The following is a 15,651-nucleotide window of genomic DNA, read 5'->3' on the forward strand; positions in this document are numbered from 1 at the left end:
TGAGCAGACCGAATGAGCCTGATCCGGGGCGTCGGACGGCGAGGAACGCGGGACGCGGTGGTCTCTCGTCGGCCATGCGCACCGGTGGGCCTCCTGCTGATGGTGCCCTCGACGTGGGTGAAGTCACGCGAGATGCGCAAATGCTGCCATTTATCGGCTAGCCCAAGCAATACCTTTCGGGTTTCCAAAACCTCACTAGTCCAACCATTGACGCTTAAGGTCGGCCTGGGAAAGTATTCGGTCCTACCGATTGATAGACCGAATCGATGGGACCAGGATGCTCGACTACGGGTTGTTCTCCTACGCGTCCAAGGACGAGGTTCTCCAGAAGTCCTCGGCGTACTGGAACCCGGGGAAGACCCAATTCTGGATCGACTCGGGAGTGCCCCTGGTCATCGACCGCCGGGAGGGCTACTTCCTGTACGACGTCTCGGGCAAGCGCCTGATCGACGTCCACCTCAACGGCGGCACCTACAACGTCGGCCACCGCAACCCCGAGGTCCTCGCCGCGCTGAGGCAGGCCATGGACCACTTCGACATCGGCAACCACCACTTCCCGTCCCTTGCCCGTACCGCCCTCGCCGAGGCGCTGATCACCACCGGGCCTGAAGGCCTGAGCAAGGTGATCTACGCCAGCGGCGGCGGCGAGGCCATCGACATCGCGCTGAAGACCGCGCGGCACACGACCGGCAAGCGCAAGATCGTCTCGATCGTCAAGGCCTACCACGGCCACACCGGGCTCGCCGTCGGCACCGGCGACGACCGGTTCTCCAAGCTCTTCCTGTCCGACCGGCCGGAGGAGTTCGTCCACGTGCCGTTCAACGACCTGGCGGCCATGGAGGCCGCCCTGCGGGACCGTGACGTGGCGGCCGTGATCATGGAGACGATCCCCGCGACGTACGGCTTCCCGCTGCCGGATCCCGGCTATCTGGAGGGCGTCAAGCGGCTCTGCGAGACCTACGACGCGCTGTACATCGCCGACGAGGTCCAGACCGGGCTCATGCGGACCGGCGAGCTGTGGGCCATCACCAAGCACGGCATCCGGCCCGACATCCTGGTCACCGGCAAGGGGATCTCCGGCGGCCTCTACCCCATCGCCGCCGTGCTCGTCAGCGAGCGCTGCGCGAGATGGCTGACCGAGGACGGATTCGCCCACATGGCCTCCTTCGGCGGCGCCGAACTGGGCTGCGTGACCGCGCTGAAGACGCTGGAGATCTGTAATCGCCCGGAGACGCGCTCGATCGTGCACTACATCAGCGACCTGGTCGGCCGGGGCCTCGCGGCCATCCAGGCCGACGATCCCGGCTGGTTCACCGGCATCCGGCAGAACGGGCTGGTCATCGGCCTGGAGTTCGACCATCCCGAGGGGGCCAAGTACGTCATGAGGCACCTGTACGAGAACGGCGTCTGGGCGATCTTCTCGACCCTCGATCCCCGGGTGCTGCAGTACAAGCCCGGCATCCTGCTCGACCCGTCCCTGGCCGAGGAACTGCTCGATCGTACGGCCGTCGCCATCGCGCGGGCCGCGAAGGAGGCCCGGTGAACCGCCCGGTGACCGACCCGGCGAACGCCACCGCGAACGCCACCGTGAACCGGCCCGCGGACGGCGCCGTGAACACCGGCGCGAGCCGTTCGGCCGGTCAGGGTCCGGTGATGCTGGAGCGCGCCCGGTGGGCCGTACGGGCGTTCGCCCGCTACGACAGGCCCTCGGTGGACAGGATCGTCGCGGCGGTCGCCCGCGTGGCGGCGGACAACGCCGTCCGCTACGCCGAGTGGGCGGTGCGCGAGACCGGCTTCGGCGTGGCCGAGCACAAGGCGCTGAAGAACATGGCCTGCTCGGCGGGCCTGGCCGGCGCCTACGCGGGTCACGACTACGTGTCCCCGCGAGCCGACGCCGCCGAGAGGATCCTGTCGATCCCCCGGCCGGCCGGCGTGGTGTTCGCCCTGACCCCCTCGACCAATCCGGTCGCCACCGTCTACTTCAAGATCCTGCTGGCGCTGATGACGAGGAACGCGATCGTGATCAGCCCGCACCCGATGGCCAAGGGGTGCTGCGCCGACGCCGCCCGCACGCTGGCCGCGGCGGCGGTCGCCGCGGGCGCTCCCGACGGGGTGATCCAGGTCATCGAGGAGCCGGCCCTGCCCATGATCGAGCAGATGATGGCCGATCCCCGCGTGGACGTGATCGTCGCGACGGGAGGGTCGCCGGTGGTCCGCGCAGCCTACCGGTCCGGCAACCCGGCGCTCGGCGTCGGCCCCGGCAACGTCCCGGTGCTGGTGGACCGCACGGCCGACCTGGAGTCGGCCGCCCGCCACATTGTGGCCAGCAAGAGCTTCGACAACTCGATCCTGTGCACCAACGAGTCGGTGCTCATCGCCGAGGACGCGATCGCCGACCGGCTGGTCTCGCTCATGCGCGGCGCCCACCTGCTGTCCGGCGACGAGCGCGACCGGGTGCGCGAGGCGCTGTTCCCCGGCGGCGCGTTCGACACCCGCTTCGTGGGCAGGGACGCGACGTGGATCGCCCAGCAGGCCGGGGTCCGGGTGCCCGCCGGGACCAAGGTGCTGCTCGCCCCCATCGACCTGGCCGTTCCCGAGGAACCGCTGGCCCACGAGAAGCTCTGCCCGGTGCTCGCCCTGCTGCGCGTCCCCTCGGCGCGGCGCGGCATCAACGCCGCGCGGGCCGTCCTGCGCATTTCCGGAGCGGGCCACTCGGCGGCCGTCCACAGCACCGACAGCGCGACGATCATGGAGTTCGGCGCCGCCGTCCCGGTCCTGCGGATCTCGGTGAACGCGGGCAACAGCACGGGGGCCTCGGGGATCGACACCAACCTGCCGATCTCCATGACCATCGGCACCGGCTTCGTCGGCGGCTCGTCGGCGGGGGAGAACCTCCAGCCGGGCAACCTGGTCAACTGGACCAAGGTCGCCTACCACGTCGACGCGCCGTTCGGCGACTTCGACAGGCTGAGTCCGTGGTCACCGCCCGGCGGCCAGGTCCCGGCCTACCCGCGGGCGTCCAACGCCCGCACGGCTCCCGCCCCCTCCGCACGGCCCGCTCCGGCCGGTACGGGCCCCGCGTCGCCCGGCGCGGGCGACGACCGGTTGCGTGACGAGATCAGGCGGCTGATCCTCGAAGAGCTCGCGACCCTGGTGAGGCCCTGACCATGGCAGAGCTGCGCTCCTTCATCTTCATCGACCAACTGCAGCCGCAGACCATGTGCTACCTCGGCACCTGGATGCGCGGCGCGCTGCCACGGCTCAACCAGGCCGCCCAGATCATCGAGATCGCCCCCGGCCTGGACATCGAACCGCTGACCGACGTGGCGCTCAAGCACGCCGAGGTGAAGGCGGGGATCCTGGTCGTCGAGCGGCAGTTCGGCTACCTGGAGTTCCACGGGCCGATCGGCGAGGTGCGCGCCGCCGCCGAGGCGGTGCTGGGCGAGCTCGGCGCCACCGCCGCCGACGCGGTGCCCCCGCGCATCCTCGCCTCGGAGATCGTGTCCAGCCTGGACGGCCAGCACGCCTTCCTCATCAACAGGAACCGGCTAGGGTCGCTCGCGCTGCCGGGCGAGTCGCTGTTCGTGCTGGAGTGCCAGCCCGCCTCGTACGCCATCCTCGCGGTCAACGAGGCCGAGAAGGCCGCCGAGATCAAGGTCGTCGACTACCGGATGATGGGCGCGACCGGCCGGGTCTACCTGTCCGGCCGCGAGTCCGATGTGCGGCAGGCCGCCGACGCCGCCCGCCGGGCCCTGGACGGCGCGGCCGCCTCATCCTGGAGCCGCGCATGAGCACGACCCGAGATCACCCGGACGACGCTCGCGTTCCCCACGACGAGCTGCGTGCCCTGGTCCGCGAGGTCGTGCGCGACCTGCTTCCGGCCCTGCGCGACGCCGTACGGGCCGGGGAGGGCGCGCGACCGGTCGCGATCAGAGATGACGACGACCTCAACGCCTTCGCCCTGCATGTGCTCGACCTCGCCCGCGATCCCGGGCGCGCCACCGACCTGCGGGAGGGGCGGCTGAGGTTCCGCCTCGACCCCTCTCCCATCGCCGTGGAGCGCACGGCCGGCGCCCCTCCCGGTTACGTGGAGCGTACGGCCGGCGCCGCGCCGTCCGTACACGCGGGCGCGGAGGGGGCGGTGCGCCGGCATGAGAAGGGGGCCGTCACCGAACGGCATGTCGCCGAGGCCGCGGCCGCCGGCGCCCGGCTGGTCCTCGGACGCCGGGCCCTGCTCACGCCGCTGGCCAAGGAACGGGTGCGAGCGTGCGGCGTCGTCGTGGAGAGGGAGGGCTGATGCTGCGCGGCACGGTGACATCCAGTGTCTGGGCCACCCGGCGGATCGAGGGGATCCCCGGTGGCGCGTTCCTCGAAGTCGAGCTCGACGGGGGTTCGCGCCTGATCGCCTTCGACGTGCTCGGCAGCGGTATCGGCGAGCGGGTCCTGGTCGTCCAGGGTTCGGTGGCCGCGTCCTGGTTCCCCGGGGCGAAGTCCCCGCCGATCGACGCCCTGATCATCGGCTCGATCGACGACATCCCGGGATGATCTTCCCCGCATACCCCGACATATCCCCGCATAAGTGATACAAGGAGCAGTAATGGCAAACAATGCGATCGGCCTCATCGAGACCAGAGGGTACGTCGCCGCGCTCGCCGCCGCCGACGCCATGGTCAAGGCCGCCAACGTCACGATCGTGGGCCGCGAGCAGGTGGGCGCGGGCCTGGTGGCGGTCACGGTGATCGGTGACGTCGGTGCGGTCAAGGCCGCCACCGAGGCCGGGGCCGAGACCGCCTCCAACATCGGCGAGCTCGTCTCCGTGCACGTCATCCCGCGCCCGCACGCCGACCTGGCACGTGGCTTCAACCTCTCGGCCGGTGAGTAACACCCCCCGGCCGGTGAGCACCCCGACGCGGTCACGTTCCCGTGCCGCGAAGCCCGTCCCCGCCGCCGCAGGCGAATCCGAGGGACGCCGTTCGGCGGAACTGCGGGTCTACCTGCTCATCGAGAACCTCCGGCGGCAGTTCACGGCGGCGATGGCGGCGCCGACGCGGGCCCGCGGGTACCCGCCGTACGAGGGGCAGCACGCCCTCATCGTCGAGGTGGCCCCCGGCCTCGCGATCGAGCGGGTCATCGACCTCGCACTGCGCTCGGTGCCATCCGTCGAGCCGGGGATCCTGTTCGTCGAGCGGCAGTTCGGCGTGCTGGAGGTCCACGGCTCCTCGCTGGAGGACGTGCGCCGGGCGGGGCGGGCCATCCTCGACGGCATCGGCGCGTCACCGGCCGACCAGCTCAAACCCCGCGTCCTCTACACCGACGTCATCGAGGACATCACCGACCAGCACGCGGTGCTGGTCAACCGCAACCGGCAGGCCTCGATGGTCCTTCCGGGGGAGACGCTCCTCGTTTGCGAGATGACCCCCGCGCTGTTCGCCACCGTGGCGGCGAACGAGGCGGAGAAGGCGGCCCCGGACATCACGCTCGTGGACGTGCAGATGATCGGATCCGCGGGCCGTCTCTACCTCAGCGGCCCGGCGGAGTCGGTACGTACCGCGCGGGACGCCATCACCCGCGTGCTTTCGGCGGTCGAAGGCCGTGACCAGTAGGAGAACTCATGGAGGCCCACGACCTTTCCGGAGGCGACGACGTGCTCGCCCGCGTCGAGCGGGTCGCGCGGCGGGCGCTGCGGCACTACGACGTCTCGCCGGACGCGCAGGTCGCGCTCATCAACGTGTCGGAGAACGCCACCTTCCTGGTCACGGACGCGGGCGCCCGTACGGTCCTGCGGGTCCACCGGCTGGGCTACCACTCGCCCGAGGCGATCGCCTCGGAGCTCGACTGGCTGTCGGCGCTGCGCGACGAGGCCGGCGTGCGAACCCCGGCCGTGCTGCCCGCGCTCGACGGATCGAGGATCGTCACCGTCGAGGACCCGGGCGCGCCGCCGCGTGACTGCGTGATGTTCGAGTTCGTCCCGGGCGCCGAGCCCGGTGAGGACCGCCTGGTCGAGCACTTCGGACCGCTCGGCGCCATCACCGCCCGCATGCACCTGCACGCGAGGCGCTGGCCACGCCCGCCCGCCTTCACCCGCTTCCACTGGGACGACCAGGCCGCGTTCGGGCCCGCGCCCCGCTGGGGCCGGTGGCAGGACGGCGTCGGGGTCGACCGCGAGGCGGCCGCCGTGCTGTCCCGGCTGGAGCGGACCCTGCGCGACCGGCTGGCCCGGTTCGGCAAGGGACCGGAGCGCTACGGCCTCATCCACGCCGACCTGCGCCTGGCCAACCTGCTCGTCGACGGCACGGCGGGCACCACCGTCATCGACTTCGACGACTGCGGTCTCGGCTGGTACCTGTACGACCTCGGCGCCGCCGTCAGCTTCATCGAGCACTACCCGCAGGTGCCCCAGATGATCGACTCCTGGGTCCACGGCTACCGGACCGTCCTCGACCTCCCCAGGGACGACGAGGACGAGATCTGGACCTTCGTCATGTTCCGCCGGCTGCTGCTCGTCGCCTGGATCGGCTCCCACACCGCGGTCGACGTCGCCCGCGAGCTGGGGGCCGGTTACACCGAGGGCAGCTGCGAGCTGGCCGAACGCTATCTCACCGGATCACTTTAAAGGAGTCCCATGTTCACCTCAGTGGCCGGACGTTCGGTCATCGTCACCGGCGGCACCAAGGGCATCGGCAAGGGCATCGCGAAGGTCTTCAAAGCGGCCGGCGCGAAGGTGCTGATCGTGGGAAGGGATGAGGAGACCGCCAGGGCCGCCGCCGAGGAGCTGGGCGTCTCCCACCTGGCCGCGGACGTCTCCAGGCCGGACGACTGCGTGCGGATCGCCAGGACCGCGGTCCAGCGGCACGGCGGCGTGGACGTGCTGTGCGCCAACGCGGGGATCTTCCCCGACAAGCGGCTCACCGACATGGTCGAGGCCGACATCGACCACGTCCTCGCGGTCAACGTCAAGGGCACCATGCTGTGCGTGCAAGCGTGCCTCGCCCCGTTGCAGGCTTCCGGGCGTGGCAGGGTGATCCTCACCTCCTCGATCACCGGGCCGGTCACCGGGTACCCCGGCTGGTCCCACTACGGCGCGAGCAAGGCCGCGCAGCTTGGCTTCATGCGCAGCGCGGCGATGGAGCTGGCGCCCAAGGGCATCACGGTCAACGCCGTCCTGCCGGGCAACATCCTGACCGAGAGCCTCGTCGAGCACGGGGACGAGTACCTGCGGGGGATGGAGGCCGCGATCCCGCTGAGGCGCCTCGGCACCGTCGAGGACATCGGCAACGCCTGCCTGTTCCTCGCCACCGAGGAGGCCGCCTACATCACCGGCCATGCCCTGGTGGTGGACGGCGGTCAGATCCTCCCCGAATCGCAGGAGTCGCTGAGCGTCATGTGATCTAATCGGGCGATCCTCCAGGCTCTGGTCTGGTACGGCCCCATGGCGAGACGTGCTCTGGTTCGGAGCCATGGTCAGAAAGGTGATGAGGTGTCACGGGACCAGGGGGATGAGAGCGCGGTCGAGGCCGCCAGGCGGGAGCTCCTCGCCCTCATCTCGGCGGGCGAGCTTGAGCCGGGCCGGCGGCTCGGCTCCGAGCGCGAGCTCTCCGCCCGGCTCGGCGTGAGCCGGTCGACCCTGCGCCAGGCGCTCGGCGCGCTGGAAGGGCTCGGGGCCGTCCGCAGGGTCCCCGGCCGCGGCGGCGGCACGTTCGTCAGCAAGTCCAAGATCGAACGAGATCTGTCCAGCGTCATCGGCGTGCCCGCGCTGCTTCGCGAGCAGGGGTTCACCGCCGGCTCGCGGGTGGTCAGCGCCGGCATCGTCGCCGCCGACGACGCCACGGCCGCCTCGCTCGCCGTGGACCCCGGCGACCTGGTCACCGAGATCGTGCGCATCCGGCTGGCCGACGGGCAGCCGCTGTCCCTGGAGAACGCCCGCTTTCCCGCGCTCCGGTTCCCCAGCCTGCTGGAGCTTCCGCTTGGGGGCTCGATCTACGACCTGCTCGCCGAGCGGTACGGCGTGCGCCCGGTGGAGGCGATCGAGAGCATCGAGGCGGTGCCCGCGGGCCCCGACGAGGCCGCGGTGCTGGACGTGCCGCTCGGCATACCGCTGCTCGCCATCACCCGCACCACCTTCGACGGGTCGGGCAGCCCTTTCGAGTTCTCCCACGACCTGTTCCGCGCGGACCGTACGAGGATCCTCGTCCGTACGCAGGGGGCGGCCGGCACCGCCGACTCCGCCCGCGGCCGGGGCCGCCTGATCGACCTGCACCACATGCCCCGCTGAGAGAACCGGCACGTCGTCCATCGCGGCGGCACCCGTCCAGCCGGCGGCGCCTTCTGTGGTGAGCGGAACTTCTGCCGAAAGACCGGCAAAAGCCGATGCCGGGACGGCGAAACATGCGCTCCGGGCGAGGCGAGATGGTCGCCGGAGTGATGGCCGACGGCTTCTAGCAGGGACTTTGTCCACTCATAAGAGAAAGTCGCGGTACATACCAGGAAAAGGTCTTCCAAAGGCGGCAAAAGGCGCGTAACTTCACGCCAGGTTCTCTGCACAGTTCCAAGCGGCCGGAGTTAGCCGATTCGGCGGCATCCCGCGGCAGGACGCCGCGGGGGCCTGCCGCCGCGCGACGGAAGGGAGTCGATCACCAGCTCCGCCGTGACACAGGGATCACGCCCTGCATGAACACCCGCGTGGAAGGCGGCGGTACAGAAGATGAGCGCATACGAAGAAGAGATCGAGGTCGGCGGTGCCCTGCGCCGTGGGCTGGGGCTGAACCGGCGCCAGTTCCTCGCGGCCACCACGGGGGTCGCGACGGCGGTGGCGGCCGTGACCGCCACAGGGGCGATCGGGCCGGCGGCTCACGCGGCCACGAGCAACCACCCGAACGGCGTCCTGATACCGCCGCGGAGGCGCGGCATCATCCTCTACACCGTTCGGGACGCGATCTCGCGCGACCCGAACTCGACGCCCCTGCCCTCCGGGTTCCGCCGGGTGTTCGAGGAGCTCGGCCGGATCGGCTACCGCCAGGTCGAGTTCGCCGGCTACAACCAGCATGCGAACTCCGAGGGCGGCGCGAGTCTGGAGAGCGTCGACGGCGCCCGGCTGCTGCGCGGCTGGCTGGACGACAACGGTCTCAGAGCTCAGGGCAACCACGGCTTCATCCCCGGCTCGTGGCCCTTCACCCAGCCCGACCTCGACCGCTTCAAGCAGCACCTGGAAATCGCCCAGATTCTCGGCATGGAGCACATGGGCACCGGCAACGACCCCACGGGCAGCGCCTACAAGGCCGACTGGGACGTCGCCGCGGACAAGTGGAACCAGCTCGGCGCGATCGCCCGCGACGCCGGCATCAAGCTCTACACGCACAACCACGACGTGGCGTACAGCTTCCTGCTCGACAGCGGCCCGCTCGACGCGCAGGGCAGACCCACCCGCTCGTCGGGGATCCGCAGGCTGGAGTACTTCCTCCAGATCAGCGACCGCAGAACCGTCTTCCTGGAGATGGACATCTTCTGGGCGCACGTCGCCCAGTACAAGCACCGCACCTTCACCGCGCCCGACGGTTCGGTGCAGACCGACATCTTCGACCCGCTGTCGGTCGTCCGGCCGAACACCAAGCGCTTCCCGCTGTTCCACGCCAAGGACGGCAAGTCCAACCCTGCGACGGCCAACGGCTACGACATGGTGCCGTTCGGCACCGGCGATATCGACTACGCCACGTTCTTCAGATGCGTGGGGGCCAGAGGCTCGCACAACCCGATGTACGAGCAGGACAACGCCCCCGGCGGCACGGCCAACCCGGGCCAGTCACTGCAGTACGCCGAGCTCAGTTACAACAACATGGCCGCACTGCGCGGCTGAGGACTCGAAGAGTTCGGCGGACCGCCACGTGATCGGCACCCACTGCAACGACACGCGTGGCGGCCCGCCTCGTCCCGACACCCCCCAAGAAGAGGCGCAGGAAAGTGAAGCGTACTCGGACGATGCTCGGCGGCCTCCTGGCCGCCCTATTACTACAGCCCCTGGCGGGGCTCGGCGCCGCACCCGCCCATGCCGCCGCCCCCACCGACTGGTCGAACTACGAGAAGATCACACTGACCAAGAACGTCGGCGAACCGATCGACCTGGCCGTCCTCCCCGACAAGCGAGTCCTGCACACGGCGCGTAACGGCGACATACGGCTGACCGACGCCGCCACCGGCGTCACGAAGATCATCAACACGATCCCCGTCTACGCGAACTCCGAGGACGGTCTGCAGACGATCGCGCTCGACCCCGGCTTCGCCGACAACAAGTGGGTCTACCTCTACTACGCGCCGAAGACGATGACGGCGCCGTACCCGCAGACGACTCCGACCGGGTCCGCGCCGAACTCGCTGCCCGCCGGAGCGGACGACACGTACTGGAACCAGTGGAAGGGCTACAACCAGCTGTCCCGGTTCCGATGGACCGGCGACGCCCTCGACCTGTCCACCGAGCAGGTCATCATCAAGGTCGAGACACAGCGCGGGCAGTGCTGCCATGTCGCGGGTGACATGGACTGGGACGCCGACGGCAATCTCTACCTCGCCACCGGCGACAACACCCCGGCCGGTACGCCGGGCGCCAACGGCATGGCGCCCAACAACGACGCGCCGGGGATGAACCCCGGGTTCGACTCGCGCCGGGGCGCCGGCAACAGCAACGACCTGCGCGGCAAGATCCTGCGGATCACGGTGGCGGAGGACGGTACCTACACGGTCCCCGACGGCAACCTGTACCCCCAGGGAACCGCCAGGACCCGGCCGGAGATCTTCGTGACCGGCGTCCGCAATCCGTTCCGTATGGACGTCGACCCGCAGACCGGCACGGTGTCGTGGGCCGACTACGGCCCGGACGCCGGCGCGCCGGACCCGGCCCGGGGGCCGCTCGGCTACGTCGAATGGAACGTCACGCCCATCGACAAGCCGATGAACAGCGGCTGGCCGTACTGCACAGGGAACAACTTCAACTACAACGACTGGAACTTCGCGACCGCGACCCCGCGTGCGTGGTTCGACTGTGCGGCGGGACCGGCCAACACCTCCCGGTGGAACACCGGTGTGGACACGCTGCCGCCCGCGACCCCGGCGGATCTGTACTACGGCGACAACAACACGCACCAGCCCGCGGAGTGGGCCGGCCTCACCGACTTCGAGACGCAGGGCGGCCAGGGTCCGATGGGCGGCCCCGTCTACCACTACGACCCGGCGAACCCCTCGTCCACGAAGTTCCCGGAGTACTGGGACGGCAAGTTCTTCTTCGCGGAGTTCTCCCAGGACTACCTCGCCGCGTTCACGGTGACGGCGCCGGACGGGCCCGTGACCAAGCTCGAGCACTTCCTGCCGAACAGCGCGCTGAAGTCGATGGTGATGCCGATCACCGACAGTCCCATGGACATCGAATTCGGCCCGGACGGTTCGCTGTACGTGCTCGACTACGGCGACGGCTTCTTCCGCGCCAACCCCGACGCCGGGCTCTACCGCATCGACTACGCCGAGGGGAACAAGACGCCCCAAGCCAAGATCACCGTCGATCGGACGTCGAGCAGCGCCGCTCCCCTCACCGTCGAGTTCAGCGCGGAGTCGTCCAGGGACTCCGAGCCGGGCACGCTGCTCTATGAGTGGGACTTCGACGGGAACGGGACCTTCGACGCCACAGGCGTGACGGCGTCGCACACCTACACCGATCTCGGCCAGTACACCGCCCGCCTCCGGGTCACCGACGCGGGCGGCAGGTTCGGGCTCACCTCGATCGAGATCACCGTGGGCAACACCGCACCGGAGGTCACCATCCAGACCCCCGGGAACGGCGCCTTCTTCACCTGGGGCGACGCGGTGCCATTCCAGATCAGGGTCTCTGACGCGGAGGACGGCGACACCCCCGTGTGCAGCCGGGTCCAGTGGACGTTCGGCCTCGGCCACGACGTCCACGCCCACCCGGAGACCACCGGTACGGGCTGCTCCGGGGCGTGGCCGACGCCGGTCAACGCCCCCGAACACGGCGAGACCGAGAACATCTTCGGCGTCGTCGTCGTGAGCTACCGTGACAACGGCGCCGGCGCCATCCCGGGAGCGCTCGGGGAGGCCACGCTCATCCTCAACCCGAACCAGTTGCAGGCCGAGCACGCGGACACCAGCAGTGGTGTCACGAGGACCGCCGACGAGAGCGCGTCGGCCCTGGCGAAGATCACCTCGTTCGACGCCGGAGACTGGATCGCCTACGACCCGGTCGACTTCACCAACATCACCGCCGTGCGGACCCGCGCCTCCGGCGAGGGCACGCTGTCCCTGCGGTGGAACTCCCCGACGGCGGACCCGTTCGCCACGGTCGCCGTGCCGGCGGGAGCGGGCTGGCAGACCGTCGACACCGCGCTCGAGAACGCGCCTGAGGGGAGTGGCAAGCTCTACGTCACCTCGACCGGCGGGGCCGACGTCGACGCGTTCACCTTCCAGGGTGACGGGGCCGGGGACACGACGCCGCCGACCGTCACCGCGACGCTCGCCCCGGCCCAGCCGAACGGAGACAACGGCTGGTACACCGGCAACGTCACGCTGACGGTCACGGCCACCGACGACGGCACGGTGGCGAGCCGGCAGTACTCGCTCGACGGCGGCACCACCTGGTCGAACGCCGCCAACGCGATCACCCTGGCCACCGAGGGCACGACCGAGGTGCGCTACCGGGCGACCGACAACGGCGGCAACGTCTCGCGGGCCGGCACGGTCACGGTGCGGATCGACAAGACCGCCCCGACCGTGTCGCTGAGCGGGGTGGAGCCCAAGACGTACGGCGACTCCGCGTCGATCACTCCGGTCTTCGCGGCGTCCGACGCGACGTCCGGAGTGGCCGGCGTGACGGCGGCGATCGGCGACCGGCAGCTCACCTCCGGCGAGCCGTTCGCCCTGTGGCGGCCGGCCCTTGGCGAGCACACGCTGACCGTCACAGGAAAGGACAAGGCCGGGCAGACGACCACGCAGACCGTCACCTTCCAGGTCACGACCTCCTTCACCGATGTGAGCGCGCTCCTCGCCACCTTCAAGGCGGCGGGCACGGTCAAGGGCGACTCGCTCGCCTCGCAGCTGGCGGAGGCCAAGAAGCAGGCGGACAGGGGCAGGACGGAGAGCGCCATCAAGGCGCTCGAGCGGTTCGCCGACCTCGCCCGAGACCGGCGCAGGGTAACCGACAAGGCGGTACGCGACGTGCTCGTCCGCGACGCGCAGGCGCTGATCGCGCGGCTGCGCGGCTGACCGACCTGACAGCGGTGCGGGGGAGAGGCCGGCGTGCTTCACCCCCGCACCCCGACCGGGCGGGCGCCGTCAGACCCGTCCCTCGATGAAAGTTTCCTCACGGGCCGATCCCCGTACGCACCTCCGTGCGGCCTGATGCCCAGGCCACGGGCTCGGCCCGCCCTTCCGGTCGCCGCCGATGTTTGCCCCGGCGGAAGGACGGTCGATACGGTCGGGCTTGTCTGGATCTGACAGCGGTCCTTACATTTGGTAGGGAGAGTGTGATGCGCAAGCGCTTCATCTCGGCTCTGGCCGTGGTCATCTCCGCCGTCGCCGCGGCGGTGGCGCTCGTCGTGGCCAACTCGCCCGCCGCCGTCGCCCAGGTCACCGGCGGTTTCGACTTCACCCGCGCGCAGGTCGCCACCACCGGCCTGCAGGTGCCGTGGGGGATGGCGTTCCTCCCCGACGGCAGCGCCCTGGTCTCGGAGCGCAACACCGCCCGCATCATGCAGGTGCGCCCCGGATCCTCGCCGGTGGCGGTCGCGACGGTGCCCGGCGTCTCACCGAACGGGGAGAGCGGGCTGCTCGGCATCGCGGTCTCGCCCACCTACGCCCAGGACCAGTGGGTGTACGCGTACTTCACCACCTCCTCCGACAACCGGGTGGTGCGGTTCCGGTTGAACGCCCCGCAGACGCAGCAGGTGATCCTGTCCGGCATCCCCCGGGCCTCGTTCCACGACGGCGGGCGCATCGCCTTCGGCCCGGACGGCATGCTGTACGTGTCCGCCGGCGACGCCGGCACCACCGCCAACGCGCAGAACCTGAACAGCCTGGGCGGCAAGATCCTGCGCATGCTCCCCGACGGCGGAGTGCCGTCCGGCAACCCGTTCTCCGGCTCGCGCGTCTACAGCTACGGCCACCGCAACGTCCAAGGACTGGCCTGGGACCAGCAAGGCCGGTTGTTCGCCACGGAGTTCGGCCAGAACACCTGGGACGAGATCAACCTCATCGTCGCGGGCGGGAACTACGGCTGGCCGACCTGCGAGGGGATGTGCACCAACTCGTCCTTCCGCAACCCCATCGTGGTCTGGACGACGGCCGAGGCGTCGCCCAGCGGGCTGGCGTACGCCAACGGCACGCTGTTCGCGGCGGCGCTGCGCGGCACGCGGCTGTGGGCCGTGCCGGTGACCTCCGGCGGCACGGCGGGCACACCGGTCGCCGAGTTCCAGGGCGTGTACGGACGGCTGCGCACCGTCGCGGTCGGGCCGGACGGATGGCTGTGGGTGGCGACCAGCAACCGTGACGGCAGGGGCACCCCGGCCTCCTCGGATGACCGCATCATCCGCGTCCCCCCGGCGGGGGGTTCGACCCCCACGGTCACCGCGTCGCCCACGATCAGCGTCACCCCGACCGTCACCCCCACGGTCACCCCGACCGTCACGCCGACCCCGACCGGCGGACCGCGAGCCTGCACGGCGACCTACCGGATCACCGGCCAGTGGTCGGGCGGGTTCCAGGCGGAGATCGCGGTACGCAACAGCGGGACCGCGGGAATCACGTCGTGGTCCGTCACCTTCGCCTTCCCCGGCGGCCAGCAGATCACCTCCCTGTGGGGCGGCAGGCACACCCAGTCGGGCGCCAACGTGACGATACGGAACGCGGAGTGGAACGGCACGCTGGCCCAGAACGCCACGGCCACCGCCGGGTTCACGGCGAACGGGACGAACACGGTGCCGTCCAGCATCACCTGCACCGCCACCTGACCGACCGTCCCGCGGTCGCCGTCCGGCACGGGACGGCGGCCGCCCGGCCCATTCCGCCCGGCCCATTCCGCCCGGCCCATTCCGCCCGGCCCATTCCGTCCGGGCCGCTGACGCCGGTCAGCCGACCGGCCGGGGCGTCGGCGGGTCACAGCCGGCCTCGGACGTCGTGAGCGGGCACGGCGCGAGTCCCCGGGGGGTGGCCAGCATGAGCTTGACCCCCGGCGGCACGGCGAGGGTGTAGCGGGCCTTGCACCAGGGCTCGGCGGGCAGGTCCGGACCGCGGCAGGCGAGGCTGACGCGCAGCGTCCTGCCGTCCTGCCAGGTCTCGCTGAACTCCCGGTCGCCGTCGTGCCAAGTGAGCTCCCGCCGGACGGTGAGCCGTCCCGCGACGCCGGGGGCCGCCCGGACCTCGACCCTTCCGGTGGCGTCCACGATGACCAGTGGCGTCGTGATCGCGTAGGTGACGGTGGAGGTCTCGATCGTCTGGCGGCCGAGGTCGGCGGAGTCGTAGGAGCCGGGGAAGGTGAAGTCGTAGTCGCGAGGCAGGTCGATGGTGGCCCACGCCCCGAGGGCCATGCCCCCCACCGCCAGGGTGGTGAGCATCCCGCCCGTGGCGATCCAGCAGGTCCGGATGGTCTTGCGCATCGATTCG

Annotated in this window: 14 protein-coding genes; 13 read left to right on the forward strand and 1 reads right to left on the reverse strand. The window is 70.5% G+C overall.

Annotation, left to right across the window (positions count from 1 at the left end):
- Positions 1-277: 277 nt before the first annotated feature.
- The 13 genes from ABD810_RS09610 (at position 278) to ABD810_RS09670 (ending at position 14,999) form a co-directional block, all read left to right on the forward strand.
- Positions 278-1,543, forward strand: coding sequence for a class-III pyridoxal-phosphate-dependent aminotransferase (locus ABD810_RS09610; RefSeq protein ID WP_344936950.1), 1,266 nt, complete (start codon positions 278-280; stop codon positions 1,541-1,543).
- Positions 1,540-3,165 carry an aldehyde dehydrogenase family protein gene (locus tag ABD810_RS09615; RefSeq protein ID WP_344936952.1) on the forward strand — a complete coding sequence of 542 codons (1,626 nt, stop codon included), beginning with the start codon at positions 1,540-1,542 and terminating at the stop codon, positions 3,163-3,165. The genes ABD810_RS09610 and ABD810_RS09615 overlap by 4 nt, the downstream gene beginning before the upstream one ends.
- 2 nt (positions 3,166-3,167) lie before the next feature.
- Positions 3,168-3,791 (forward strand): BMC domain-containing protein, encoded by a 624-nt coding sequence (locus tag ABD810_RS09620; protein WP_344936954.1) that lies wholly within the window; start codon positions 3,168-3,170, stop codon positions 3,789-3,791.
- Positions 3,788-4,297: a hypothetical protein gene (locus tag ABD810_RS09625; protein ID WP_344936955.1), complete on the forward strand. Its 510-nt coding sequence runs from the start codon at positions 3,788-3,790 to the stop codon at positions 4,295-4,297. Before ABD810_RS09620 ends, ABD810_RS09625 begins: the two co-directional genes overlap by 4 nt.
- Complete coding sequence (locus tag ABD810_RS09630) at positions 4,297-4,545, forward strand: EutN/CcmL family microcompartment protein (RefSeq protein WP_344936957.1); 249 nt, start codon at positions 4,297-4,299, stop codon at positions 4,543-4,545. Before ABD810_RS09625 ends, ABD810_RS09630 begins: the two co-directional genes overlap by 1 nt.
- Before the next feature lie 52 nt (positions 4,546-4,597).
- Positions 4,598-4,882, forward strand: coding sequence for a BMC domain-containing protein (locus ABD810_RS09635; RefSeq protein ID WP_344936959.1), 285 nt, complete (start codon positions 4,598-4,600; stop codon positions 4,880-4,882).
- Entirely contained in the window at positions 4,875-5,603 is a 729-nt protein-coding gene (locus ABD810_RS09640) for a microcompartment protein (protein ID WP_344936961.1), read from the forward strand. Before ABD810_RS09635 ends, ABD810_RS09640 begins: the two co-directional genes overlap by 8 nt.
- 8 nt (positions 5,604-5,611) lie before the next feature.
- Positions 5,612-6,613 (forward strand): phosphotransferase enzyme family protein, encoded by a 1,002-nt coding sequence (locus ABD810_RS09645; protein ID WP_344936963.1) that lies wholly within the window; start codon positions 5,612-5,614, stop codon positions 6,611-6,613.
- A gap of 9 nt (positions 6,614-6,622) precedes the next feature.
- Entirely contained in the window at positions 6,623-7,387 is a 765-nt protein-coding gene (gene fabG, locus ABD810_RS09650; RefSeq protein ID WP_344936965.1) for a 3-oxoacyl-ACP reductase FabG, read from the forward strand.
- Positions 7,388-7,477: 90 nt separating this feature from the next.
- On the forward strand, positions 7,478-8,272 hold the full coding sequence (locus tag ABD810_RS09655; protein ID WP_344936967.1) for a GntR family transcriptional regulator: 795 nt from the start codon (positions 7,478-7,480) through the stop codon (positions 8,270-8,272).
- 429 nt (positions 8,273-8,701) lie between these two features.
- Complete coding sequence (locus ABD810_RS09660) at positions 8,702-9,850, forward strand: sugar phosphate isomerase/epimerase family protein (RefSeq protein WP_344936969.1); 1,149 nt, start codon at positions 8,702-8,704, stop codon at positions 9,848-9,850.
- Between the two features lie 104 nt (positions 9,851-9,954).
- On the forward strand, positions 9,955-13,257 hold the full coding sequence (locus ABD810_RS09665; RefSeq protein WP_344936971.1) for a PQQ-dependent sugar dehydrogenase: 3,303 nt from the start codon (positions 9,955-9,957) through the stop codon (positions 13,255-13,257).
- Between the two features lie 263 nt (positions 13,258-13,520).
- Entirely contained in the window at positions 13,521-14,999 is a 1,479-nt protein-coding gene (locus tag ABD810_RS09670; protein ID WP_344936973.1) for a PQQ-dependent sugar dehydrogenase, read from the forward strand.
- A gap of 117 nt (positions 15,000-15,116) precedes the next feature.
- Here the strand turns inward: ABD810_RS09670 and ABD810_RS09675 are convergent, their stop codons facing one another.
- Complete coding sequence (locus ABD810_RS09675) at positions 15,117-15,644, reverse strand: hypothetical protein (protein WP_344936975.1); 528 nt, start codon at positions 15,642-15,644, stop codon at positions 15,117-15,119.
- Positions 15,645-15,651: the final 7 nt, after the last annotated feature.

The sequence above is a fragment of the Sphaerisporangium flaviroseum genome (genome assembly GCF_039537005.1).
Taxonomy (GTDB): Bacteria; Actinomycetota; Actinomycetes; order Streptosporangiales; family Streptosporangiaceae; genus Sphaerisporangium; species Sphaerisporangium flaviroseum.

Excerpts from the sequence above, each read along its gene's own strand:
- ABD810_RS09630 (WP_344936957.1), top strand. The coding sequence starts at position 4,297 with ATGCTGCGCGGCACGGTGACATCCAGTGTCTGGGCCACCCGGCGGATC.
- ABD810_RS09645 (WP_344936963.1), top strand. The coding sequence starts at position 5,612 with ATGGAGGCCCACGACCTTTCCGGAGGCGACGACGTGCTCGCCCGCGTC.
- fabG (WP_344936965.1), top strand. The coding sequence starts at position 6,623 with ATGTTCACCTCAGTGGCCGGACGTTCGGTCATCGTCACCGGCGGCACC.
- ABD810_RS09620 (WP_344936954.1), top strand. The coding sequence starts at position 3,168 with ATGGCAGAGCTGCGCTCCTTCATCTTCATCGACCAACTGCAGCCGCAG.
- ABD810_RS09670 (WP_344936973.1), top strand. The coding sequence starts at position 13,521 with ATGCGCAAGCGCTTCATCTCGGCTCTGGCCGTGGTCATCTCCGCCGTC.
- ABD810_RS09635 (WP_344936959.1), top strand. The coding sequence starts at position 4,598 with ATGGCAAACAATGCGATCGGCCTCATCGAGACCAGAGGGTACGTCGCC.
- ABD810_RS09660 (WP_344936969.1), top strand. The coding sequence starts at position 8,702 with ATGAGCGCATACGAAGAAGAGATCGAGGTCGGCGGTGCCCTGCGCCGT.
- ABD810_RS09675 (WP_344936975.1), bottom strand. The coding sequence starts at position 15,644 with ATGCGCAAGACCATCCGGACCTGCTGGATCGCCACGGGCGGGATGCTC.
- ABD810_RS09625 (WP_344936955.1), top strand. The coding sequence starts at position 3,788 with ATGAGCACGACCCGAGATCACCCGGACGACGCTCGCGTTCCCCACGAC.
- ABD810_RS09610 (WP_344936950.1), top strand. The coding sequence starts at position 278 with ATGCTCGACTACGGGTTGTTCTCCTACGCGTCCAAGGACGAGGTTCTC.